This is a genomic window from Streptomyces sp. EDA2-14, assembly GCF_054963755.1.
Window position 1 is genome coordinate 40,881 of record NZ_JBUEGE010000022.1, and the last position, 22,942, is coordinate 63,822.

Below are 22,942 nucleotides of genomic sequence, written 5' to 3' on the forward strand. Positions count from 1 at the left end.
TCGTACGGGGCGGCCGCCTTGAGCAGTGCCCGATTACTCGGAGAGGTTCACCGCACGCGCCGACGTCGCGCCGATCTCCGCCGCCAGCTCGTTCAGAACCGTCTGCGGCACCGTGTCGTCCACGGTCAGGACCGCGAGGGCCTCGCCGCCGACGTCCGCACGGGAGACCTGCATGCCCGCGATGTTGATGCCCGCCTCGCCGAGGACGCGGCCCACGGTGCCGACGACACCCGGACGGTCCTCGTAGCGCAGGACGGCCATGTGCTGGGCGAGCGCGAGGTCCACGTCGTACTCGCCGACCGCGACGATCTTCTGCAGATGCTTCGGGCCCGCGAGCGTGCCGGAGACCGAGACCTCCTGGCCGTCGCCGAGGGTGCCGCGCACCGTCACGACGTTGCGGTGCTCGTGCGACTCGGAGGACGTCGTGAGGCGGACCTCGACGCCGCGCTCCTGCGCGAACAGCGGGGCGTTGACGTAACTCACCGTCTCGTCGACGACGTCCTCGAACACGCCCTTGAGCGCGGAGAGTTCGAGCACCTTCACGTCGTGCTGGGTGATCTCGCCGTACACCTCGACGTCGAGGCGGACCGCGACCTCGCCCGCGAGGGCGGTGAAGATGCGGCCGAGGCGCTCGGCGAGCGGCAGGCCCGGCTTGACGTCCTCGGCGATCACGCCGCCCTGGACGTTGACCGCGTCCGGCACGAGCTCACCGGAGAGCGCGAGGCGCACCGACTTGGCGACGGCGACACCGGCCTTCTCCTGCGCCTCGTCCGTGGAGGCGCCGAGGTGCGGGGTGCAGACGACCTGGTCGAACTGGAACAGCGGGGAGTCCGTGCAGGGCTCCTTCGCGTACACGTCGAGGCCGGCGCCGGCGACGCGGCCTTCCTTGATCGCCGAGTACAGCGCCTCCTCGTCGACGATCCCGCCGCGCGCGGCGTTGACGATGCGCACGTTCGGCTTGACCTTGTGCAGCGCCTCGTCGCCGATCAGGCCCAGCGTCTCGGGGGTCTTGGGGAGGTGGACGGTGATGAAGTCCGAGACCTCGAGCAGCTCGTCGAGGGAGAGGACCTTCACGCCCATCTGCGCGGCGCGCGCGGGCTGCACGTACGGGTCGTACGCGACGACCTTCATGCCGAAGGCGCTCATGCGCTGCGCGACCAGCGCGCCGATGCGGCCGAGGCCGACGACGCCGAGGGTCTTCTCCGCGAGCTCGACACCCGTGTACTTGCTGCGCTTCCACTCGCCGCCCTTGAGGGCCTGCGAGCCCTGCGGGATGTTGCGCGCGGTGGCGATGAGCAGACCGCAGGCCAGCTCGGCGGCGGTCACGATGTTGGAGGTCGGGGCGTTCACGACCATCACGCCGGCCTTGGTGGCGGCGGACACGTCGACGTTGTCGAGGCCGACGCCGGCTCGTGCGACGACCTTCAGCTTCTTCGCGGCGGCGATCGCCTCGGCGTCGACCTTGGTGGCCGAGCGGATCAGGATCGCGTCGACGTCGGCGATGGCCGGGAGCAGCTCGCCCCGGTCCGCGCCGTTGCACTGGCGGATCTCGAAGTCCGGGCCCAGGGCGTCGACCGTCGCGGGCGACAGCTCCTCGGCGATGAGTACGACGGGTTTGCCGTTGGCAGCAGTGCTCACGTGAGTCCTCACAGGTCCAATGCGGACGGCCGTCCCGACGGCCGCAGGCGTGGAGGGAGCGGCGCCGGGGGTGGGCAGGCACATGTCCCGGTGTCGCTTGGCTTGCCGCGTGGAAGACGCACGACGCTGTGGGCCCAACGCGAATGTAGTCAGCAGTGTAGTGGCGCCGGGGAGGGCGTCTTGCGCCTCCCCGGAAGGATCACCCGTCCGAGGCTGGACGGAATGGACAACGGGCCGCGGCACCGGCCGCGACCCGTTGTCGGAAGGCTTACGCCTCCTCGTCGTTCACCCAGCTCATGAGCTTGCGCAGCTCCTTGCCCGTGGTGGCGAGCAGGCTGTCCTCGTCCTGCTTCTTGTACTCGTTGTACTTCTTCAGACCGCCGTGGTACTCGTCCATCCAGTTCTTGGCGAACGTGCCGTCCTGGATCTCGGCGAGGACCTGCTTCATCTCGGCCTTGGTGGCGTCCGTGATGATCCGCGGGCCGGTGACGTAGTCGCCCCACTCGGCGGTCTCGGAGACCGACCAGCGCATCTTCTCCAGGCCGCCCTCGTACATGAGGTCGACGATGAGCTTCAGCTCGTGCAGGCACTCGAAGTACGCGATCTCCGGCTGGTAGCCGGCCTCGGTCAGCGTCTCGAAGCCCGCCTTGACCAGCGCGGCGGTACCGCCGCAGAGCACGGCCTGCTCACCGAACAGGTCGGTCTCGGTCTCCTCGGTGAAGGTCGTCTTGATGACGCCGGCGCGGGTGCCGCCGATGCCCTTCGCGTAGGAGAGGGCCAGCTCGAAGCCCTTGCCGGAGGCGTCCTGCTCGACGGCCGCGATGCACGGAACGCCGCGGCCCTCCTCGTACTGACGGCGCACGAGGTGGCCCGGGCCCTTGGGGGCGACCATGCAGACGTCGACACCCTCCGGCGGCTTGATGAAGCCGTAGCGGATGTTGAGGCCGTGGCCGAAGAACAGCGCGTCGCCGTCCTTCAGGTTCGGGGCGATGGTCTCCTCGTAGACCTGGGCCTGGATCGGGTCCGGGACCAGGATCATGATGACGTCGGCCTCGGCCGCGGCCTCGGACGGGGTGACCACGCGCAGGCCCTGCTCCTCGGCCTTCGCCTTGGACTTGGAGCCCTCGTGCAGACCGACGCGCACGTCGACGCCCGAGTCGCGCAGCGAGAGCGCGTGGGCGTGGCCCTGGGAGCCGTAACCGATCACCGCGACCTTGCGGTTCTGGATGATGGACAGGTCGGCATCGTCGTCGTAGAACAGCTCGGCCACTGGGGTTCTCCTTGGTGTACTGGTGTTGCGTCCCACCGTACGGCGGGGTGCGGAAGGAAGGTTGAGGGGTCTCGGTATCCGAGAGGGGGGCGCGCGGGGGCGCCGCGTGGTTTACGCGGTGCGGTCGAGCGCCCGCAGGCTCCGGTCGGTGATGGAGCGCGAGCCGCGGCCGACGGCGATGGTGCCGGACTGGACGAGCTCCTTGATGCCGAAGGGTTCCAGCATCTTGAGCATCGCCTCGAGCTTGTCGCTGGAGCCGGTGGCCTCGATGGTGACGGCCTCCGGGGAGACGTCCACGGTCTTGGCGCGGAACAGCTGGACGATCTCGACGATCTGCGAGCGCGTCTCGTTGTCGGCGCGGACCTTGGCGAGCACGAGCTCGCGCTGGACGGCGGAGCCCGGCTCCAGTTCGACGATCTTCAGGACGTTGACCAGCTTGTTGAGCTGCTTCGTGACCTGTTCGAGCGGGAGCGACTCGACATTCACGACGATGGTGATGCGCGAGATGTCGGGGTGCTCGGTGACGCCGACGGCGAGCGAGTCGATGTTGAAGCCGCGGCGCGAGAAGAGGGCGGTGATCCGGGCCAGGACACCGGGCTTGTTCTCGACCAGGACGGAGAGCGTGTGCTTGGACATATCTCTTGGTCTCTCTCTACGTCTCGTCGTCGCTCAGTCGTCTTCGGAGTCGCCGAAGTCGGGGCGGACGTCCCGAGCGGCCATGATCTCGTCGTTGGAGGTGCCGGCGGCGACCATCGGCCACACCATGGCGTCCTCGTGGACGATGAAGTCGACCACGACCGGGCGGTCGTTGATCGAGTTCGCCTCCTCGATGCACTTGTCGAGGTCCTCGGGGCGCTCGCAGCGGATGGCGTAGCAGCCCATGGCCTCGCTCAGCTTCACGAAGTCCGGGACGCGCGTGCCCTTGTTGGGCGGGGTCTCGCCGTCGGGGCCCGCGTGCAGCACGGTGTTCGAGTAGCGCTGGTTGTAGAACAGCGTCTGCCACTGGCGGACCATCCCGAGGGCGCCGTTGTTGATGATGGCGACCTTGATCGGGATGTTGTTCAGGGCGCAGGTGGTCAGCTCCTGATTGGTCATCTGGAAGCAGCCGTCGCCGTCGATCGCCCAGACCGTCTTGTCCGGGGCCCCGGCCTGGGCACCCATCGCGGCGGGCACCGAGTAGCCCATGGTGCCGGCGCCGCCCGAGTTCAGCCAGGTCGCCGGCTTCTCGTACTGGATGTAGTGCGCGGCCCACATCTGGTGCTGGCCGACGCCCGCCGCGAAGATCGTGTTCTCGGGGGCGAGTTGGCCGATGCGCTCGATGACCTGCTGCGGGGAGAGCGAGCCGTCCTCGGGCTGGTCGTAGCCGAGCGGGTACGTCTCGCGCCAGCGGTTGAGGTCGGTCCACCAGGCGCTGTAGTCGCCGGCGTGACCGTCGCTGTGCTCCTTCTGGACCGCCTGGATCAGGTCGGCGATGACCTCGCGGGCGTCGCCGACGATCGGCACGTCGGCGGCGCGGTTCTTGCCGATCTCCGCCGGGTCGATGTCGGCGTGCACGATCTTCGCGAACGGCGCGAAGCTGTCCAGGTTGCCGGTGACGCGGTCGTCGAAGCGGGCTCCGAGGGCGACGATCAGGTCGGCCTTCTGCAGCGCGGTGACGGCGGTGACCGCACCGTGCATGCCCGGCATTCCCACGTGCAGCGGGTGGCTGTCGGGGAATGCGCCGAGCGCCATCAGGGTGGTGGTGACGGGCGCTCCGGTGAGCTCGGCGAGCATCTTCAGCTCGGCGGTGGCCTGCGCCTTGAGGACGCCGCCACCGACGTAGAGGACGGGCCGCTTCGCGTTCGTGATCAGCTTCGCGGCCTCGCGGATCTGCTTGGCGTGCGGCTTGGTCACCGGGCGGTAGCCGGGCAGGTCCTGCTGCGGCGGCCAGGTGAAGGTCGTCTGCGACTGCAGGATGTCCTTCGGGATGTCCACGAGGACCGGGCCCGGACGGCCGGTCGAGGCGATGTGGAACGCCTGGGCGATCGCCTGCGGGATCTCCTCGGCCTTGGTGACCAGGAAGCTGTGCTTGGTGATCGGCATGGTGATGCCGACGATGTCCGCCTCCTGGAAGGCGTCCGTGCCGATGGCCTTGGAGACGACCTGGCCGGTGATCGCGACGAGCGGCACCGAGTCCATCATCGCGTCGGCGATCGGCGTCACCAGGTTGGTCGCGCCGGGGCCCGAGGTGGCCATGCAGACACCGACCTTGCCGGTGGCCTGCGCGTAACCGGTGGCAGCGTGGCCGGCGCCCTGCTCGTGACGGACGAGCACGTGGCGCACCCGGCTCGAGTCCATCATCGGGTCGTACGCGGGAAGGATCGTGCCGCCGGGGATACCGAATACGGTGTCGACCCCGACCTCCTCAAGCGAGCGAATGAGGGACTTCGCACCCGTGACGTGCTCGACGGGGGCGGACTGCTGTCCTCCGGAACGGGGCCGCGGCTGCGGATGGCTGGCCCCGGTGGCCTGCTCGGTCATCGGCATTCTCTTCTCGATGCTGAGGGTTTTTGCGAGGGTTCTGCAGGGTCTTACGTGTGTGTCGGGCGGTTCGCGGCGGATCTGAACCGGCACCCGTGCAACAAAAAACCCCTCGTGCCGTGGGGCAAGCGAGGGGAGCGCGCCGGGTGCGGTCGCTGGATTTTCCGGGGCTTCACTTCAGCCCGGTGGTTCCAGCTTCAGCCGACGCGCTTTCCAAGTACGAGAATTCGGGTGCGCATGGCACTGACCCTCCCCCCGGCGCGTATGGCGTGTCAAGTGGGTGGGACGGGGGTCTCACTATGTGAGCGCAGTGCGGGGACGCCCGCGAACACCGGCTCGGCGGGGCCCGTGGGGACCGGGTACTCCCCCGAGGCGAGTGCGCGGCGCAGGCGGTACTCGTCGAGCGGCCCGGAGAACGCCATGCCCTGCCCGTGCGTGCACCCCATCGCGCGCAGCGCCGCGACCTGTTCGGGCAGGTCCACGCCGTCCGCCACGGAGCCGAGTCCGAGGTCGCCCGCGATCCGCAGCAGCCCACTGGTGATCTTGTGCAGGCGCGCGGACTCGACGACACCCTCGATCAGCGAGCGGTCGAGCTTCAGTACGTCGACGGGGAGCCGGCGCAGCGCCGTGATGGCCGCGTAGCCGCTGCCGAAGCCGTCCAGGGCGATCCGGACGCCGAGGCGGCGCAGGGCCGTCAGGCGCCGCTCCAGCTCGTCGAGCGGGACCCGTGGGTCGCTGTCCGCCAGTTCGATCACGAGGGCGCCCGACGGCAGCCCGTGCCGGGTGAGGAGCGCCTCTATCGAGCCGAGCGGCATGGACCGGTCGAGGAGTCTGCGCGCGCTCATGCGCACCGAGACGGGCGTCGCATGCCCGCTGTGCCCGCGCTCGGCGGCCTGCTCGACGGCCTCCTCCAGCATCCAGCGGCCCAGCTCGGCGGTGCGCTCGCCGTCGTCGGCCGCGCGCAGGAACTCGGCGGGCGTGAACAGGATGCCCTGCGCGCTGCGCCACCTCGCCTGCGCGGCGACCGCCGTGATCCGCCCGTCGTCGAGCGACACGATGGGCTGGTGGAGCAGGGCGAACTCGCCCTCGTTCAGCGCCGACCGGAGCCGCGTGGCCAGCTGCGCCTTGCGGACGACGTCGGCCTGCATCTGCGGCGCGTACAGCTCGACGCGGCCCTTGCCCGCCGCTTTCGCGCGGTACATCGCCAGGTCGGCATTGCGCAGCAGCTCGCCCGCCGTGATGTCCGGCTCGGCGAAGGCCACGCCGATGGAGGCGGCGACGCGCACTCCGTCGTGCCCGTCGATCGTGTAGGGCTGGGACAGGGTGATTCTGAGGCGGTCGGCCAGCTCGTAGATCTGCTGTTCCCTGGCCGTGTGGTCGCGTCCGCCGTCGCCGACGATCAGCGCCGCGAACTCGTCGCCGCCGAGCCGGGACGCGGTGTCCGAGGCGCGTACGGATTCGGCCAGCCGCTTGGCCGCCTGCACGAGCAGCTCGTCGCCCGCCTGGTGGCCGATCGTGTCGTTGACCTGCTTGAAGCCGTCGAGGTCGATGAAGAGCACGGCGGTGCCCAGGTCGCCGGCCCGGCGTCCGGCCAGGGCCTGTCCGACCCGCTTGGTGAACAGCGCCCTGTTGGGCAGGTCGGTCAGCGGGTCGTGCTCCGCGTTGTGCTGCAACTGGGCCTGGAGGCGCACCCGTTCGGTCACGTCTCTGCTGTTGAGGATCAGACCGCCGTGGTGGCGGTTGATCGTGGACTCCACGTTCAGCCAGGCGCCGGTGCCGGAGCGGAAGCGGCACTCGATGCGCGTAGTGGGTTCCTCGACCTGGCTCGCGGCGAGGAATCTGCGGACCTCGTGCATCACGCGCCCGAGGTCCTCGGGGTGGATGATCGAGGCGAGTTCGGAACCGACGAGGTCCTCCGCGTCGCGCCCGTAGACACCGGCGGCGGCCGGGCTGACGTATCTCAGTATCCCGTTCGGCGCGGCGATCATGATGACGTCGCTGGAGCCCTGGACCAGGGAGCGGAAGTGGTTCTCCTTCTGCGCCAGTTCCTGGGTGAGCGTGATGTTGTCGAGCAGCATGATGCCCTGGCGCATGACGAGCGCGAGGACGACCGTGCAGGCCGTGAAGAGCACGACGCGGTCGACCCGGTGCCCGTTCAGCACGTTGTACAGAATGCCCAGCGTGCAGACGGCTGCGGCCAGGTACGGGGCGAGCGCGGCGAGCGAGCCGGAGATCGGGCGGGTGTAGCTGACCTGATAGCGACTGCCGGGTCCGGGCGAGCGGTCGCTCTCCCGCACGCCGCGCCGCGCCCCCACCCACGGCGCGTACGCGAGCAGCAGCGACCCGGCGAACCAGCCGGCGTCGAGGATCTCGCCCGAGCGGTAACTGGCGTGCAGCAGCGGCGAGGTGAACAGGGCGTCGCACATCACGGTGAGGGCGAGCGCGCCGATCGCGGTGTTCACCGCCGTGCGGTTGCCGGGAGAGCGCCGGAAGTGCAGCGCGAGCACCATGCTGACCAGGGCGATGTCGAGCAGTGGATACGCGAGGGAGAGCGCGGTGCGGGTGACGCTCTGGCCTTCGAACTCGGCGGTGTGCGCGAGGGCGAGGCTCCAGGAGAGCGTGATCAGGGAGCCGGCGATGAGCCAGGCGTCGAGCGCGAGGCAGATCCAGCCGGCCTTGGTCATGGGTCGCCGGGCGAGCACGAGCAGGCCGATGATGGCGGGTGGCGCGAAGCAGAGGAAGAACAGGTCGGCGAGGCTCGGCGTCGGCACCGGCTCGCGCAGGACGACCTCGTACCAGCCCCACACCCCGTTGCCGAAGCTGGCCATGAGGGAGGAGAAGGCGAACAGGAGCCAGGCAGGTCGAAAGCGGCTGCGACTGCGGCGCGCGTACACGAAGTTCGACACTGCGGCGATCGCGGCCGCGACACTCAGGCCGAAGTCGCCCATGATCAGGGCGAGTCGGTCGGATCCCCAGCCGACCGCGGACCCCACCGCGAAGCCGGCGCACAGGAGGGCGAGGAGCAACTGGGCTCCGGAGCCGCCCCGCTGAGGCGCGCGGGCGGATGCCTGGCCACCGGAGTACATGGAGGCGCCCAGCGCTGTCGTCGGCGTGGGGTGCGCGGTCACCGGGCCGCCCCGGTCCGCCGGGTCGCCCCCGTGTCCGCCTTCCGCCGGCCCTCCTGCGGGGGCCTTCTGCGGCCGCCGCGCGGTCCTGATCGATGCGTATGTGTCCTGCGGCAGCCCGGACTTCGGCCGCGCATCGGCGCGTGGGTCACCGTACAAGACAGCCGTCGGCGGCCCCGCCGCGTCGGATCGTTCGCCCATAGGCCGTGCATCGCCCGTCGCCCCCCTCGCAGTCCGTCACTCGTCCCCGGCGCCACGTGCTGGCGCGGCGCTGCCCCAGTCGGGACGATACACCAGTCTCGTCACTCAGGGACATAGTTCCTCTACTCTCCGTGACGACCAGGCACGATGCGGACACGGGGCGGGCACGGGGTGCATCCGGACGGGCGCACAGAGTGCCCGACGAACCCCGGACGACCTCACGGGAGTTGCCCGTGGGGCCGGTCGTGGCGCGCGGCGCGGAGGGTTTCGCAGGGCCCGCGGGGACGGCCGGGGTCAGTCGACGGTGAGCACGACGTTCTCGAGCGGTTCCCCCGCCGCGAAGCGGGTGAGCTGAGCGGCGAGCAGACGCTTGGCCCGCGGCATGAAGGCGGATGTGGGGCCACCCACGTGCGGCGAGATGAGCACACCAGGAGCCTGCCACAACGGGTGCTCCCGAGGCAGGGGTTCGGGATCCGTGACGTCGAGGGCAGCGGTGATCCGGCCAGTCTCCAGTTCCGCGAGGAGGGCCTTGGTGTCGACGACCGGGCCGCGGCCGACGTTCACGAGCAGTGCGCCGTCCTTGAGGCGGGCGAGGAACTCGGCGTTCACGAGGCCGCGGGTGTCCTCGGTGAGCGGGGTCACCATGATGACGACATCGGCCTGCGGCAGCAGTTCCGGCAGCTCGGTGAGCGGGTGCACGGGCCCGCGCTCCGTTGTACGGGCGGAGCGCGCGACGCGTGTCACCCGCGCGACCTCGAACGGCGTGAGCCGGTCCTCCACCGCGGCGCCGATGGCCCCGTATCCCACGATCAGTACGTGCTTGTCGGCGAGCGCGGGCCGGAATCCGCCGCGCCACTCGCCCCGGTCCTGGCCGCGCACGAAGTCGGGGATGCCGCGCAGGGAGGCGAGGATCAGGGTGAGCGCGAGCTCGGCGGTGCTGGCGTCGTGCACCCCGCGGGCATTGCACAACTCGACGCCCGCGCGCAGGTACTTCAGACCGCTCTGTACGTGGTCGACGCCCGCGGAGAGCGTCTGCACGGCGCGTACGGACGTCATGCCGGGCATCGGGCGGACGCCGACATCCGGCGGCTTCATGTAGGGGACGACGTAGAACGCGCAGTCGGCGGGGTCCGCCGGGAAGTCGGGTTCACCGTTCCAGAAGCGGTAGTCGAGGCCCTGTGGAAGGCCCGGAATCTCGTCGGCGCGGAAGGGCAGCCACACATCACCAGTCATGGTCAGGAGGCTATGTCAGCCGAGTGAAGGTACAGAGGTTAGGTTGGGGACCTCAGGAGGGGCCAGGGAGGGTCACGGGCAGGTGGAGCAAGGTGGTGCGCGCAAGGCGATCGGCGCGGCGGGCCTAGAGGTGGGTGCCGTCGGGATCGGATGCATGCCGATGAGCTGGGCCTACACCGGCTCGCAACAGCGCGGCGAGGAGTCCCTGCGTGCCGTGCACACCGCCCTGGACCGCGGGTGCAGTCTGGTCGACACCGCGGACATGTACGGGCCCTTCACCAATGAGCTGCTGCTGGGCCGGGTGCTCAAGGAGCGGCGGGCCGACGCGTTCGTGTCGACGAAGGTGGGGCTGCTCGTCGGCGAGCAGCACATCGTCGCCAACGGCCGCCCCGGCTATGTGAAGCGGGCCTGCGACGCGTCGCTGCGGCGCCTGCAGACCGATGTCATCGACCTGTACCAGCTGCACCGCGCGGACCCCGAGGTGCCCGTCGAGGAGACGTGGGGCGCGATGGCGGAGCTGGTGACGGCGGGCAAGGTGCGCTCGCTGGGGTTCTGCGCGGTGGGCGCGCGGGCCTCGCGGCGCGGCGGCCGGGCCGAGCGGCATGCCGGAACGATCCGCCAGTTGGAGCGGGTGCAGCAGGTGTTCCCGGTGAGCGCGGTCATGGCCGAGCTGTCGGTGTGGTCTCCGGAGGCGCTCGGGGCGCTGCTGCCCTGGTGCGCGGCGCGTGGCATCGGGTTCCTCGGCGCGATGCCGCTCGGCAGCGGGTTCCTGACCGGCACGCTCACCACCGGCGGCGGCTTCGAACCGGACGACCTGCGCGCCCGGCACCCCCGCTTCACCGCCGAGATGATGGCGGCGAACCAGCCGATCGTGGCGGGTCTGCGCCGGATCGCCGGGCGCCACGGCGAGCAGGTGACACCGGCCCAGGTGGCGCTCGCCTGGGTGGCGGCGCAAGGTACTGGTGTGGTGCCGGTGCCGGGCACCAAGCAGGAGCGCTGGGTGCTGGAGAACGCGGCCTCCGCCGAACTGCGGCTCACCGCGGAGGACTTGGCGGAGATCGCGGCGCTTCCGGCGGCGCAGGGGTCCTGGGACTGAGCGGCCGGGTGGGCCCGTCCGGTCGGATCGACCCGAACGAGTGCGCCGGTCCGGGAACCTGAGCGGCGTGAACGGTGTTTCAAGAGGAGAGCGGTGTGTGAACGGCAGAGCTTCGTGTCGAAGGGATTCTGATCGTGCAACGTCCAGCTGTGCGGCCCGCGTTGGCCCTCGCCGCCTGTGCCGCGCTCCTGCTCACGGCGGGATGCTCGTCCGGTGACGACTCCCCGCCGGGCAGGGACGAGACGTCCGCGCCGAGCGCGAGCGGGTCGAAGGGCTCCTCGACCACCGCGGGGGACGTGCCCCCGGCGAAGGGTTCGGTGAGCGTCGAGCGGACCGTCACGGACGGCCTGAAGTCGCCGTGGGGGCTTGCCGAGCTGCCCGAGGGCGACCTGCTCGTCTCGTCCCGCGACGAGGGGACGATCACCCGGGTCGACACGAAGACGGGGAAGAAGACCGTGCTCGGCGAGGTGCCCGGCGTCGCGCCCGAGGGCGAGGGCGGGCTCCTGGGCCTCGCGCTCTCCCCCTCGTACGCCTCCGACCACATGGTCTACGCGTACTTCACGACGGAGTCGGACAACCGCATCGCGCGGATGATCTACGACGAGAAGAAGCCGTCCGGCGAGCAGCTGGGCGCTCCCGACACCGTGTTCCGGGGCATCCCCAAGGGCACGAACCACAACGGCGGGCGGATCGCGTTCGGCCCGGACAAGCTGCTGTACGTGGGCACCGGCGAGACGTACGACAAGCCGCTGGCGCAGGACAAGAAGTCGACGGGCGGCAAGATCCTGCGGCTGACCGCGGAGGGCGAGCCGGCGCCCGGCAATCCGTTCGGGGACTCCCCCGTGTACTCGTACGGGCACCGCAATGTGCAGGGTCTTGCCTGGGACGGGGACAAGCGGCTGTGGGCCTCGGAGTTCGGCCAGGACACCTGGGACGAGCTGAACCGGATCGTGGCGGGCGACAACTACGGCTGGCCCGACGCCGAGGGCGAGAGCGGCGACAAGAAGTACCACGACCCGATCGCCCAGTGGCACACGGCGGACGCCTCGCCCAGCGGGATCGCGTACGCGAAGGGCTCGATCTGGATGGCCGGGCTGCGCGGCGAGCGGCTCTGGCGGATTCCCCTGGACGGTACGAAGGCGGCCCATGAGCCGCAGGCGTTCCTGGAGGGGAAGTACGGGCGGCTGCGCACCGTGGTGGCGGCGGACGACGACAAGCTGTGGCTGATGACGAGCGAGACGGACACGCGCGGGACGCCGGAGAAGGGGGACGACCGGATCCTGGAGCTGAAGGTCAGCTGACCTCGTCGTCCGGCTCCGCCTGCGAGGTTTCCGCGTCCGCGGGCTGCGGCGGGCGGACGACGACCTTGCCCGACGTGAGGTCTATCGGGCCGCGGCCCGGATCCCCGTCGTTCATGTCGACGCGGGTCAGCTCCAGGCGCTTGCGCTCGTCGTTGGTGTGCTTGCGGCCGGGCGCGAACAGTTCCTCGAACATGTTGAACACGGCGCCTCCCAGTGGCGGGTCCGACCGGGCCCTCGCCCTCAGCGTACGGGAGCCCTCCCCGCCGGGAAGAGGTGCAGGCGGTGGGCCAGGGCCGCCGCCTCGCCGCGTCCGGCGACGCCCAGCTTCGCCAGGATGTTGGAGACGTGGACGCTGGCGGTCTTCGGCGAGATGAACAGCTCCTCGGCTATCTGCCGGTTGCTGCGCCCCGCCGCGACGAGGCGCAGCACGTCCCGCTCGCGACCGGTGAGGCCGAACTCCTCCGCGGGGTCGGCCGGGCCGCCCTGACGCGGCACCTCGTGGGCCGCCGGGTCATGGGTCAGGCTGATCCGCGCGCGCCGGGCCAGCAGGGCCACGGACTCGGCGAGCGGGCGCGCGCCCAGGTGCTCGGCGACGGCGTCGGTGAGCCTCAGCAGCTCGGTGGCGCGCTCCCGGTCGTCCGCCACGCCCCGCGCGACCAGGGACTCGGCGAGGCGGAGGCGGACGCGGGCCAGGTCGAAGGGGCGGTCGAGGGGTTCGAACGCGGTGACCACGGCGGACCAGTCGTCGGGGGTGTCGCGGCCCTCCGCGCGCAGGAGATCGGCGCGCACCCAGCGCTCGTGGGCCTGCCAGACGGGCACGGTGGCGGACTGGCGCTTCGCGGCGTCCCGGATCCGCTCGACCGCCTCGGCGCGCCCGGCCTCGGCGGCGGGCAGTCCGCGGGCGTCGGCCTCGGCGGCCGCCGCGGTGCTCAGCAGGGGCCACAGGTAGCGGTGCATGACCGGCGGCAGCCCGGTGGCGACGAGCGCGGCGAGCGTGGAGCGGGCGTCGGCGATGCGGCCCTGCGCGGCGGCGAGCGCGAGGGCGAGATGGGTGAGGGGCAGGGCGTACTGGGGCTGCGGGTCGTGGGTGCCGAAGTGTTCGTGGGCGGCCGCCAGGAGTTCGGCCGCTTCCTGGAGGGTGCCGCGGTGCAGGGCGACGGTCGCCAGGTGCGTGCTGCACGAACCGCGTGGCCGGCCGCTCAGGCCGAAGCGGCGGGTGCGGTCCGCGACGGCGACCGCTTCGTCCCAGCGGCCGAGGGAGATCATCGACTCGGCCAGATTGGCGCGGATCCAGCCCTTGCTGTCCCGCATGCCGTAGCGGCGGCACAGCTCGACGGCGTCCTCGCTGAGGCGCACGGACTCGGCCGAGCGGCCGACGCCCTCCAGGGCGGAGGGCAGGTTCGTGTGCGCCGCGGCGATGCGGGCGACGAGGCCCGGCTCGGTGGCGCGCTCGCGCACCTCGTACAGCTCGGAGAGCCCCTGCTCCACCTCGCCCGCGTCGACCAGGAGTGTGCCGAGCACCATGCGGCCGCGCAGTTCGGTGTCCTCGGCGCCGACCATGCGCGCGTACTCGGCGGCCCGCTCGGCGGCGGCCAGGGTCTCGGGGCCGGGGCTGCGCAGCATCCCCCAGGACGCCACGAACACCAGGACGTCGGCGTGCACCTCGGACGGGGGCAGGCCGCGGACCAGCTCCTGCGCGGTGGCGATCTCGTCCCAGCCGTCGCCGCGGCCGATGTTCGGCATGATGCGGGCGCGCTCGGTCCAGAACCAGGCCGCGCGCAGGGGGTCGGCTTCACCGCGCTCGGCGGCCTCCTCAAGGATGCGGGTGGCCCGCTTGCCGTATTTCAGGCCGGTCTCGCGCTCCCCGCTGACCCGTCCGGCGAAGGCGGCCTCGGCCAGCAGGTCGATGTAGCCGAGCCGGTCCTTCGCGGGGTCCCCGCCGTCGTCGCAGCCCGCCGGGTACGCCTCGGCGTAGTCCTGCCGGCGCAGCTGCTCGCGGACCTCCGCGGGTGCCGGGTCCCACAGCTCCATGGCCCGCTCCAGCAGGCGCAGTTGCTCGGAGAAGGCGTGCCGGCGGCGGGCCTGCACGGAGGCGTCGAGGACGGCGGGCAGGGCCTTGGCCGCGTCGTGGGCGGAGTACCAGTAGCTGGCGAGGCGCGTCACGCGCGCGTCGGCGGGCACGAGCGCCGGGTCGGCCTCCAGGGCCTCGGCGTAGCGGCGGTTGAGGCGGGAGCGCTCGCCGGGCAGCAGGTCGTCGCTGACGGCCTCGCGGACCAGGGAGTGGCGGAAGCGGTAGCCGTCGCCGTCCGGCGTGGCGAGCAGGATGTTCGCCCCGACGGCCGCGCGCAGGGCCTCGATCAGCTCGTCCTCGCCGAGTCCTGCGACGGCGGCGAGCAGCGGGTACTCGACCGTGGAGCCGCCCTCCGCGCAGATCCGGGCGACGCGCTGCGCGGACTCGGGCAGCGATTCGACGCGGACGAGGAGGACGTCGCGCAGCGAGTCGGTCAGGCCCGTGGCACAGCCCTCGGTGGCGGCCACGGCCAGTTCCTCGACGAAGAACGCGTTGCCCTCGGAGCGGCGGAAGATGTCGTCCACCACGGCGGGGTCGGGCTCCTCGGCGAGGATCCCGGCGACCTGGCGGGCCACCTCGTCGCGGCTGAGGCGGCCGAGGTCGACGCGGGTGACGGTGCGCAGTCGGTCGAGCTCGGCCAGCAGGGGGCGCAGCGGGTGGCGGCGGTGCACGTCGTCCGCGCGGTAGCTGGCGATGACGGCGAGGCGGCCGCTGCGCAGCGTACGGAAGAGGTAGGTGAGCAGGTGGCGGGTGGAGGCGTCCGCCCAGTGCAGGTCTTCGAGGATGACGACGACGGTGTGCGCGGCGGCGACGCGCTCCAGGAGGCGGACGGTGAGCTCGAAGAGGCGGGCCATGGCGCTCTCGTCGCCCCTCCCGCCGAAACCGCCGCCCTCGTGGTCGCTCAACTCGGGGAGCACACGCGCCAGTTCGCCCTCGCGGCCCGCTGCCGCCGCGTCCACCTCGTCGGGCAGCGCGCGGCGCAGGGCGCGCAGGGCGGTGGAGAACGGCGCGAACGGCAGTCCGTCGGCGCCGATCTCGACGCAGCCTCCGGTGACGACGACGGCGCCCCGCGCGCGGGCCAGGGCGCCGAACTCCTCGATGAGCCGCGTCTTGCCCACACCGGCCTCGCCGCCGAGCAGCAGCGCCTGCGGCTCGGCGGCCTCGGCCCGCTCAAGGGCCTTGTTCAGTACGCCCAGTTCATCGGCGCGACCGACGAACACCGGGCTGACGGACCTGGTCTCCACATCGCTGAGGATCGCACACGGGTCTGACAGCGGCGCCGCGATTTCCGCGCGGCCGGCCGGGGCGGGCGCGTTCACGCCGTGCGCGGGGCGCGGCGCCGGCGGTTCGGACCGGTACTCACCGGCCTCTCGGCGTCCTGGCTGTTTTCTTGGTGGCCCCGGCGCTCCGCACGGTGGGCCTTGGCCTCCTTGCGGGCGGAGCGTGCGAGGCGGAACCGTTCGGCTTCCTCGATGAGTTCGGCGGAGCGGATCCGGTGGAGTTCGTACTCGAACATGTCGTCCCCCTGGTGACGATCGCTGTGGCTTTCGCGGAGGCGGTCGCCGTTTCCGCGATGCCTCGACTCTCGTCTCCCAGGGGGGTGCGGCACATCGGGAGAGTGCCGCATGTTCGTGGGCCGCGCCTCCTTAGGCGCGGCCCACGGGGTGCCTTAGGCGGCCGGGCCGCCCGTGCGTAGGTGCCGCCTTCAGCTGCTGGTGCTGGGCATGCCGAGGATGAGGTCGGTGTACTTGGCGACGGCGAGCAGCAGCCCGATGACGCCGATGACGAGCCCCGCCCACGCGGTCGACTTGATCCACGGCGCCTGCGGCTTGCCCGGCGCGCCGAACGCGGGCCTGGCCAGGACGCCCGCCGCGACCACCAGGGCGACGAGCGAGAAGAGGCCGCCGACGAGGGCGGCGGAGTGCCAGGCGTTGCCGTACATCGCGGTGATCTGCTTGGCGATGCCCGCGCTCTGCGCGGTGTTGAGCTGGCCGATGAGCTGCTGGCGGGCCGAGGCGATGGTGCCGAGCCAGCCGCCGCTGAGGCCGACGATGCCGATGGCCACGGAGACGATCGCACCGGCGCCCTGGCCGACACCGGTCGGCTTGTCGGCCTCGGCCTTGGCGAGGGCCGCGAGCTCGGCCTCGGCGGCGGCTTCGGCGGCCTCGTCGTCCTGCGCGTCGTCGGTGGCCTTCCCGGTCGCCTCGGTGGCCGCGGCCTCCTTGCTCTCCTCGGTCGCCGCGGCCGTCTCGGTCGCCTTCGCGTCCTGGGCCTCCGTGCCCTCCTCCCGCGTCTCGGCGTCGCTCTGCGCTTCAGTCTTCGTAGTCATGCTGCGCACCGTACGGACGGAGTCTGAGAGGTGTCTTAACGTTTCCTGTGCCCGCTTCGTGCGCTACGCCACTCGGGCGCGAGCACGGCCCAAACCTCCATGTCATGGCGGGTGCCGGCCCAGGGAAAACTTTCCCGGTGCACTCCCTCTTTTGTGAATCCGAGGCGCCGGGCCACGTTGATGCTGGGGATGTTCCCGGCGGCGGCGACCCACTCCACCCGGTGGATTCCGCGCTCCTCGACGGCCCAGTCGACGAGGTGCCGCATCGCGCGCGTGACGAGGCCGCGCCCGGCGGCGGCCGGCTCCAGCCAGCAGCCGACCTCGCAGTTGCCGTTCGCCGCGTTGAGGTTCAGTGCCAGTACGCCGCCGACGAGCGTCCCGTCGAGCCAGATGCCGTGGTACGCGCGCGTGTCCGCGGCCCGGGCGTCGGCGAACTGCCGGAGCAGGTCCCTGGTGGAGTCGAGGTCGGTCGCCGTGGAGCCGAACGGGATGAACCGGCCGATGAACTCGCGCCCCCGGTCCATGTGGGCCAGGAACTCCTCGGCGTGCCAGGTCTCCAGGGGCCTCAGCTCGGCACTGTCGTCACCCAGCGGGATCGCGTACATCGGGGTCCTCGGTCTCCTTCGTGAGCAGGTCGCCCAGCGCGCCGCCGGTGGGCGTGCGCTGCACCGGGATCCTCGCACCCGCGGCGGCGCGGCACTCGGGGGGCTCGATGCTCAGGCGCGGCAGGCGCCGGTCGAGCCACTTGGGCAGCCACCAGTTGGCACCGCCGAGCATGTGCATCAGGGCGGGCACGAGGAGCGTACGGAGGATGAACGCGTCGACGGCGACGGCCACGGCGAGCGCGATGCCGAACATGGCGATCACCCGGTCCCCGCTGAGCACGAACGCAAGGAACACCGAAATCATGATCACGGCGGCCGAGTTGATCACGCGGCTGGTCTCGGCGAGCCCGACCCGGACGGCCCGCCGGTTGTCGCCGGTCTCCAGCCACTCCTCGTACATCCGGCTCACGAGGAACACCTGGTAGTCCATGGAGAGCCCGAAGAGGACCGACACCATGATCACGGGAAGGAAGGGTTCGATCGGTCCGGACGCCCCCAGGCCGAGGAGTTCGCTCCCCCAGCCCCACTGGAAGATCGCGACGACGACCCCGAAGGCGGCGCCGACGGCGGCCACGTTCATCGCGGCGGCCTTGAGCGGGATCCCGATGGACCGGAAGGCGAACAGCAGCAGGAGGCAGCCGAGCCCGATCACGACCCCCACGAACAGGGGCAGCTTGCCGACGATGACCTCCGCGAAGTCGTCGTAGCTCGCGGTGACGCCGCCGACCTGCACATCGAGCGCGCTGCCCTGTTCGGCGGCCGGCACGACGTCGGCGCGCAGCCGGTCGACGAGTTCACTGGTCCGCTCGGACTGCGGCGAGGACTTCGGTACGAGGGTGAGGTGGGCCGCACTGTCGTCGGAGTTATACGTAACACGCGAGACGGAGGCGACTCCGTCGGTGGTCCGCAGTTCGCTCGTCAGCTCCGCGAGCGCGGCCTTGTCCTTGGCGCCGTCGACCTTGGTGACGAGGGTCAGCGGCCCGTTCACACCGGGCCCGAAACCGTCGCCGAGCAGGTCGTACGCCTGCCGGGTGGTGCTGCTCGCCGGATTGTTGCCCTGGTCCGACGTGCCCAGGTGGAGGAAGAAGGTGGGCAGCGAGAGCACCGCGATCACGGCGACGGCCAGCGCGCCGAGCAGCTTCGGACGGCGCTCCACGAAGGCGGCCCAGCGGGCGGCGAGCCCGGTCGGCAGCACGGGCTGCGGACCGTGCTCGGCGAGCCGCCGCCGCTCGCGCCGCGACAGCGCGCGCGGCCCGATGTACGAGAGCAGGCCCGGCAGCAGCGTCACGGACGCGGCGACGGTGAGCAGCACGGTCACGGAGGCGGCGATGGCGACGCCGTTGAGGAAGCTGAGGCCCAGCATCAGCATGCCGAGCAGGGCGATGCACACGGTGGCCCCGGCGAACACGACGGCCCGCCCGGTGGTGGCGACGGCCCGCTCGGCGGCCTCGGCCACCGGAAGCCCCCGCTTCAGCCCTCTGCGGTGCCGGGTCACGATGAACAGCGCGTAGTCGATGCCCACCCCGAGCCCGACGAGCATGCCGAGCATCGGCGCGAAGTCCGCGACGGTCATGGCGTGCCCGAGCAGGACGATCCCCGCGTACGCGGTGCCGACGCTCACCAGGGCGGTGGCGATCGGGAGCGCGGCCGCGGCGAGCGAGCCGAAGGCGAGGAAGAGCACGACGGCCGCGACGACGACGCCGATGATCTCGGACGTGTGGGCCGACGTGGACTCGGTGAGCGCGACGGCGCTGCCGCCCAGCTCCACCTGGAGCCCGTCGGGCCCGTCGTCCTCGGCGGCCTGCGCGGTGTCGACGACGGCCTGCGCCTGCCCCTTGGGGATGTCGTCGGCCTGCTCGTGGAAGGTGACCGTGGCGTACGCGGTGTGCCCGTCGGCGCTGATCTGGCCGGTGCCCCCGGCCTCGTACGGCGAGGCGACGGACGCGACGCCGGGGAGGTCGGCGATCTCGCCGAGCGTGTTGCTCATCGCCTTCTCGACGTCGGCGGCGCGCACGGTGGAGTCCTCGATGTGCCAGACGACGGTGTCGCTGTCGCCGCCGAGCCCGGAGAAGTTCTCGTTCAGGAGCTGTGTCGCGTGGCCCGACTCCGTACCGGGCGCCTCGTAGTCGTTCGAGTACGAGGAGCCGGCGACGGCGGCGGCCGCGCTCGTGCCTCCGAGGGCGATCACCCACAGAAGTACGACCACGAGCCGGTGCCTGACACACCAGCGGGCAAGTGCGGCCACGGACGTACTCCCTGAGTCATTTCGTGGATCTTTGACCGGGAACATCCGCTTCGTGCGTGAACAGCCCGCAAAGAACACATGAGCAATGACGAGACACTCTTACAGCCGGAAGTGATCGTTTGTCGCTTTCGTGTCCTTACTCACAAGGAGAGCGCGGCCCACAACGCCACCGTCGACGCCGCGAGGGTCGCGGGGACGGTGAGCAGGCCGAGGCGGGTGAAGTCGCCCAGTTCCGGCTCCGTGCCGTGGTCGTGCACGATGCGGCGCCACAGGAGGGTCGCGAGAGAGCCGACGTACGTGAGGTTGGGACCGACGTTGACGCCGATCAGGGCGGCGAGCACCGGGCCCGCCCCCATCGGGGCGACGACCGGGAGCAGGGCGAGGATCGCCGGCAGGTTGTTGATGACGTTGGCGAGGAGCGCCGCGACCCCGGCGATCGCGAGCAGCGTGAGCAGGGACGAACCGTCCGGCAGGAAGCGGGCGACGGCGTCCCCGAGGCCGTTGTCGACCACGGCCCTGACCACGATGCCGAGCGCCAGGACGAAGACGCAGAACGGCAGGTTGGCCGCCTTGAGCAGCTGCACCGGGGTGGTGTGGCGGCGGGCGAGTGCCCTGGCGCCGAGCACGGCCGCCCCCGCGAAGGCCGCCCACAGCGGCTCGATCCCCGCGAAGGACGTGACCACGAATCCGGCGAGCGTGAGGGCGAGCACCGTGAGCGTGAACAGCGGGACGCCGGGCGGCTCTTCGGGGTCCGGATCGTGCGCGGGCGCGGCCAGATCCCGGGCGAAGTAGCGGCGGAACACCGCGTACTCGATGCCGATCGCCACCAGCCACGGGAGCGCCATGAGCCCGGCGAAGTGCGTGAACGTGAGCCCGCTCGCGGCGAAGGCCAGCAGGTTCGTCAGGTTCGACACGGGCAGCAGCAGGGAGGCCGAGTTGGCGAGGTGGGCGCTCGCGTAGACGTGCGGGCGCGGGCGTGCGCCGATCCGGGCCGCCGTCGCGAAGACGACCGGGGTGAGCAGGACGACGGTGGCGTCGAGGCTCAGTACGGCGGTGATCCCGGCGGCCACCGCGAAGACGCCGCCGAGCATGCGCTTGGGGCTGCCGTGGCAGGCGCGGGCGACCAGGTCACCGGCCGCCTTGAACAGACCTTCGTCGGCGCAGAGCTGGGCCAGGAGCAGAATCCCGGCGAGGAACCCGACGACCGGCAGCAGCTCCTGGGTCTCCGACCAGGCGTGGTCGGGCGACACGGCGCCGGTGAGGACGGCGATCCCCGCCGCGGGCACAGCGACAACCGCCTCCGGCCATCTACGGGGGCGTAGGACGGCGAAGACGAGTGTTACGGCGAGAAGGCCAACGGAGATGAGCACGATCAAGCCCCTGCGGCGATGAGGGAGCTGGGTACGGGGCAGATCCCCAATTCAAGCCCCTGCGGCGATTGAGCAGCGGGGTCCGGGGCAGAGCCCCGCGACGTGGACACGGAAAGGCGGCGGCGTACCGGTTGCCCGGTGCACCGCCGCCCCAGTCCGGTCAGCCGTCGGAGACGCCCAGCTTCTCCAGGATCAGTTCCTTGACGCGCGCCGCGTCGGCCTGCCCCCGGGTCGCCTTCATGACGGCGCCCACGAGCGCCCCCGCGGCAGCGGTCTTGCCGCCACGGATCTTGTCGGCGATCGCCGCGTTGCCCGCGATGGCCTCGTCGACGGCGGCGGTCAGCGCGCCCTCGTCCGAGACGACCTTCAGGCCGCGCTTCTCGACGACCTCGTCCGGCGTGCCCTCGCCCTTGAGGACGCCGTCGATGACCTGGCGGGCCAGCTTGTCGTTGAGGTCACCGGCGGCGACCAGCTCGGACACGCGGGCCACCTGCTCCGGCGTGATCGGCAGCGCGCCGAGCTCGACGCCCTGGTCGTTCGCGGAGCGGGCCAGCTCGCCCATCCACCACTTGCGGGCGGACGTCGAGTCGGAGCCGGCGTTGATCGTCGCGACGATCGGGCCGATGGCACCGGCGTTGCGGATCGACTGCATGTCGTGGGAGCTGATGCCCCACTCCTCGATCAGCCGGTTGCGCTGCGCGAGCGGCATCTCCGGGAGCTCGGCACGCAGCGCCTCGACCCACTCGCGGGACGGGGCGACGGGCACCAGGTCGGGCTCCGGGAAGTACCGGTAGTCCTCGGCGTTGTCCTTGATGCGGCCCGACGTGGTGGAGCCGTCCTCCTCGTGGAAGTGACGGGTCTCCTGCACGATCGATCCGCCGGAGGACAGCACCGCGGCGTGGCGCTGGATCTCGAAGCGGGCGGCGCGCTCGACGGAACGCAGCGAGTTCACGTTCTTCGTCTCGGAGCGCGTGCCGAACTCCTTCGTCCCGTGGGGACGCAGGGACAGGTTCACGTCGCAGCGCATCTGGCCCTTGTCCATCCGGGCCTCGGACACGTCCAGCGCCTTGATGACCTCGCGCAGCTCGGCGACGTACGCCTTCGCGACCTCGGGGGCCCGCTCGCCCGCACCCTCGATGGGCTTGGTGACGATCTCGATGAGCGGGATGCCCGCGCGGTTGTAGTCGAGCAGCGAGTGCGAAGCGCCCTGGATACGACCCGTGGCACCGCCGACGTGCGTCGACTTGCCGGTGTCCTCCTCCATGTGGGCGCGCTCGATCTCCACGCGGAAGACCTCGCCGTCCTCCAGCTGTACGTCGAGGTAGCCGTCGAAGGCGATCGGCTCGTCGTACTGGGAGGTCTGGAAGTTCTTCGGCATGTCCGGATAGAAGTAGTTCTTCCGGGCGAAGCGGCACCACTCGGCGATCGAGCAGTTGAGCGCGAGGCCGATCTTGATGGCCGACTCGACGCCGATCTCGTTCACGACCGGCAGCGCGCCGGGCAGACCGAGGCAGGTGGGGCAGGTCTGGCTGTTGGCGTCCTGCTTCAGCTCGGTGGAGCAGCCGCAGAACATCTTCGTCTTCGTGCCGAGCTCGACGTGGACCTCAAGGCCCATGACCGGGTCGTACGACGCGAGCGCGTCCTCGTACCCCATCAGCTCGGACGTGGTCGTGGCAGTCACGATTTCTGAAACTTCCCTCTCAGCCCAGCAGGACGTCGTCGTCGCCCAGGCGCTTGAGCTCCCGGTAGAGGATCGCCATACCGGTGACGATGGCAGCGGCGGACACGGCGGCGTCGATCAGCCGCAGGGTGTCGTTGTCGTTGCGGGCCATCTTCGCCTGCTTCGCGACGCTGATCGCGCCGAAAGCGGTACTGGCCAGCGATACGTAGACGCCGGTCTTGGACTTCTTGAAGTTCTTGGCCTTCTTTGCCATGGCA

17 protein-coding genes are annotated in these 22,942 nt (G+C 71.2%); 2 read left to right on the top strand and 15 right to left on the bottom strand.

From position 1 onward, the window contains the following. Positions 1-33 precede the first annotated feature (33 nt). The 6 genes from serA to ACY34M_RS35430 all read right to left on the bottom strand — a co-directional run bounded on the left by serA (position 34) and on the right by ACY34M_RS35430 (position 9,987). Positions 34-1,638: a phosphoglycerate dehydrogenase gene (serA, locus tag ACY34M_RS35405; RefSeq protein WP_462722577.1), complete on the bottom strand. Its 1,605-nt coding sequence runs from the start codon at positions 1,636-1,638 to the stop codon at positions 34-36. A gap of 268 nt (positions 1,639-1,906) precedes the next feature. Continuing rightward, entirely contained in the window at positions 1,907-2,908 is a 1,002-nt protein-coding gene (gene ilvC / locus ACY34M_RS35410; protein WP_462722576.1) for a ketol-acid reductoisomerase, read from the bottom strand. A 111-nt stretch (positions 2,909-3,019) separates the two neighbouring features. After that, positions 3,020-3,544, bottom strand: coding sequence for an acetolactate synthase small subunit (gene ilvN / locus ACY34M_RS35415; protein WP_164300538.1), 525 nt, complete (start codon positions 3,542-3,544; stop codon positions 3,020-3,022). Positions 3,545-3,577: 33 nt separating this feature from the next. Continuing rightward, on the bottom strand, positions 3,578-5,428 hold the full coding sequence (locus ACY34M_RS35420; RefSeq protein WP_462722575.1) for an acetolactate synthase large subunit: 1,851 nt from the start codon (positions 5,426-5,428) through the stop codon (positions 3,578-3,580). Between the two features lie 272 nt (positions 5,429-5,700). Continuing rightward, positions 5,701-8,514, bottom strand: coding sequence for a putative bifunctional diguanylate cyclase/phosphodiesterase (locus ACY34M_RS35425; RefSeq protein ID WP_462722620.1), 2,814 nt, complete (start codon positions 8,512-8,514; stop codon positions 5,701-5,703). 534 nt (positions 8,515-9,048) lie between these two features. Continuing rightward, complete coding sequence (locus ACY34M_RS35430) at positions 9,049-9,987, bottom strand: 2-hydroxyacid dehydrogenase (protein ID WP_462722574.1); 939 nt, start codon at positions 9,985-9,987, stop codon at positions 9,049-9,051. A gap of 82 nt (positions 9,988-10,069) precedes the next feature. On the opposite strand from ACY34M_RS35430, the gene ACY34M_RS35435 reads away from it, so the two are divergent. Further along, positions 10,070-11,083, top strand: coding sequence for an aldo/keto reductase (locus ACY34M_RS35435; protein WP_462724132.1), 1,014 nt, complete (start codon positions 10,070-10,072; stop codon positions 11,081-11,083). A gap of 128 nt (positions 11,084-11,211) precedes the next feature. Continuing rightward, positions 11,212-12,384, top strand: coding sequence for a PQQ-dependent sugar dehydrogenase (locus ACY34M_RS35440; protein ID WP_462722618.1), 1,173 nt, complete (start codon positions 11,212-11,214; stop codon positions 12,382-12,384). Here the strand turns inward: ACY34M_RS35440 and ACY34M_RS35445 are convergent. The 9 genes from ACY34M_RS35445 to ACY34M_RS35485 form a co-directional block, all read right to left on the bottom strand. Further along, positions 12,377-12,586: a DUF6191 domain-containing protein gene (locus tag ACY34M_RS35445; protein WP_462722573.1), complete on the bottom strand. Its 210-nt coding sequence runs from the start codon at positions 12,584-12,586 to the stop codon at positions 12,377-12,379. The two genes, ACY34M_RS35440 and ACY34M_RS35445, sit on opposite strands and share 8 nt — an antisense overlap. Before the next feature lie 38 nt (positions 12,587-12,624). Next, entirely contained in the window at positions 12,625-15,699 is a 3,075-nt protein-coding gene (locus tag ACY34M_RS35450) for a helix-turn-helix transcriptional regulator (RefSeq protein WP_462722572.1), read from the bottom strand. Between the two features lie 71 nt (positions 15,700-15,770). Then, positions 15,771-15,971 (bottom strand): hypothetical protein, encoded by a 201-nt coding sequence (locus tag ACY34M_RS35455; RefSeq protein WP_462722571.1) that lies wholly within the window; start codon positions 15,969-15,971, stop codon positions 15,771-15,773. 189 nt (positions 15,972-16,160) lie between these two features. Next, positions 16,161-16,784, bottom strand: coding sequence for a hypothetical protein (locus ACY34M_RS35460; protein ID WP_462722570.1), 624 nt, complete (start codon positions 16,782-16,784; stop codon positions 16,161-16,163). 35 nt (positions 16,785-16,819) lie between these two features. Further along, positions 16,820-17,389, bottom strand: a complete 570-nt coding sequence (locus ACY34M_RS35465; protein ID WP_462722569.1) for a GNAT family N-acetyltransferase — start codon at positions 17,387-17,389, stop codon at positions 16,820-16,822. After that, positions 17,367-19,634 carry an MMPL family transporter gene (locus tag ACY34M_RS35470; RefSeq protein ID WP_462722568.1) on the bottom strand — a complete coding sequence of 756 codons (2,268 nt, stop codon included), beginning with the start codon at positions 19,632-19,634 and terminating at the stop codon, positions 17,367-17,369. Before ACY34M_RS35470 ends, ACY34M_RS35465 begins: the two co-directional genes overlap by 23 nt. A gap of 140 nt (positions 19,635-19,774) precedes the next feature. Further along, the gene (locus ACY34M_RS35475; protein ID WP_462722567.1) at positions 19,775-21,010 is read right to left on the bottom strand and encodes an arsenic transporter; all 1,236 of its coding nucleotides are present in this window, start codon (positions 21,008-21,010) and stop codon (positions 19,775-19,777) included. 154 nt (positions 21,011-21,164) lie between these two features. After that, positions 21,165-22,685: an Asp-tRNA(Asn)/Glu-tRNA(Gln) amidotransferase subunit GatB gene (gene gatB / locus ACY34M_RS35480; protein WP_462722566.1), complete on the bottom strand. Its 1,521-nt coding sequence runs from the start codon at positions 22,683-22,685 to the stop codon at positions 21,165-21,167. Positions 22,686-22,704: 19 nt separating this feature from the next. Next, the gene (locus tag ACY34M_RS35485; RefSeq protein ID WP_356389257.1) at positions 22,705-22,938 is read right to left on the bottom strand and encodes a hypothetical protein; all 234 of its coding nucleotides are present in this window, start codon (positions 22,936-22,938) and stop codon (positions 22,705-22,707) included. Positions 22,939-22,942: the final 4 nt, after the last annotated feature.